Raw genomic sequence first — 692 nt, forward strand, 5'->3', positions numbered from 1 at the left:
CATCGGCAAAAACAGCCGGTCTATGCATGGACTGTTAATCAACCGAAGGTGATGAAACAGATGATGTATAACCATGCAGATGGGATTATTACTGATAATCTGAGTCACTTACAGAAGACAATTCGTGAATATACAGGTGCCAAAAGTTACGCTAACCGAATCCTCAACTTTATTTTAGTTGTTCCGTCTAGTGGTGGTTTGGAGCCATAAGGAGAATTGGATGGCATATAATCTTAAAAAAGAACAACGAAACTTATATGTTCCGAGGAAATTCCCGTAGATCATTGATGTACCTGCTATGAACTACATTGCCGTTCGTGGGCAAGGGGACTTGAATTAGCCAGATAGTGAATATCGAAAATCAATTTCCCTCTTGTATGCAGCGGTGTTTGGCATGGATTGGTGGGATTTTCTTGGCTTGCTTAGAAACTAACTGGCAACAAAACAAGTGGTCACGAAAGAAGTATTAAAAAGGGCTCGCGCATTCGATTTGCCGAGTGCACGAGCCCTTTTTGAATTTAATAGTCACCGTTCATGATTGAGTTTTTTACGATTTCGTAATCAACTCTCCGGATTGAGTCAAGATCTTTACCACCGGCGTAGGAAATTGAAGATTGCAAGTCTTCCTGCATTTCCCGCAGGGTGTCTTTGATCGAACCTCGGAATGGTACTAACATTTGTTTTCCTTCGAC

At 41.5% G+C, this 692-nt stretch carries 1 protein-coding gene; it reads left to right on the top strand.

Going from position 1 to position 692, the window contains the following annotated elements:
* A partial coding sequence (locus ACFIK0_RS09455; RefSeq protein ID WP_375663918.1) for a hypothetical protein occupies window positions 1-210 on the top strand: 210 nt, incomplete at its 5' end.
* Window positions 211-692 lie beyond the last annotated feature (482 nt).

This window comes from Bartonella sp. CL63NXGY (assembly GCF_042194905.1).
In the GTDB taxonomy this organism is placed as follows: domain Bacteria; phylum Pseudomonadota; class Alphaproteobacteria; order Rhizobiales; family Rhizobiaceae; genus Bartonella.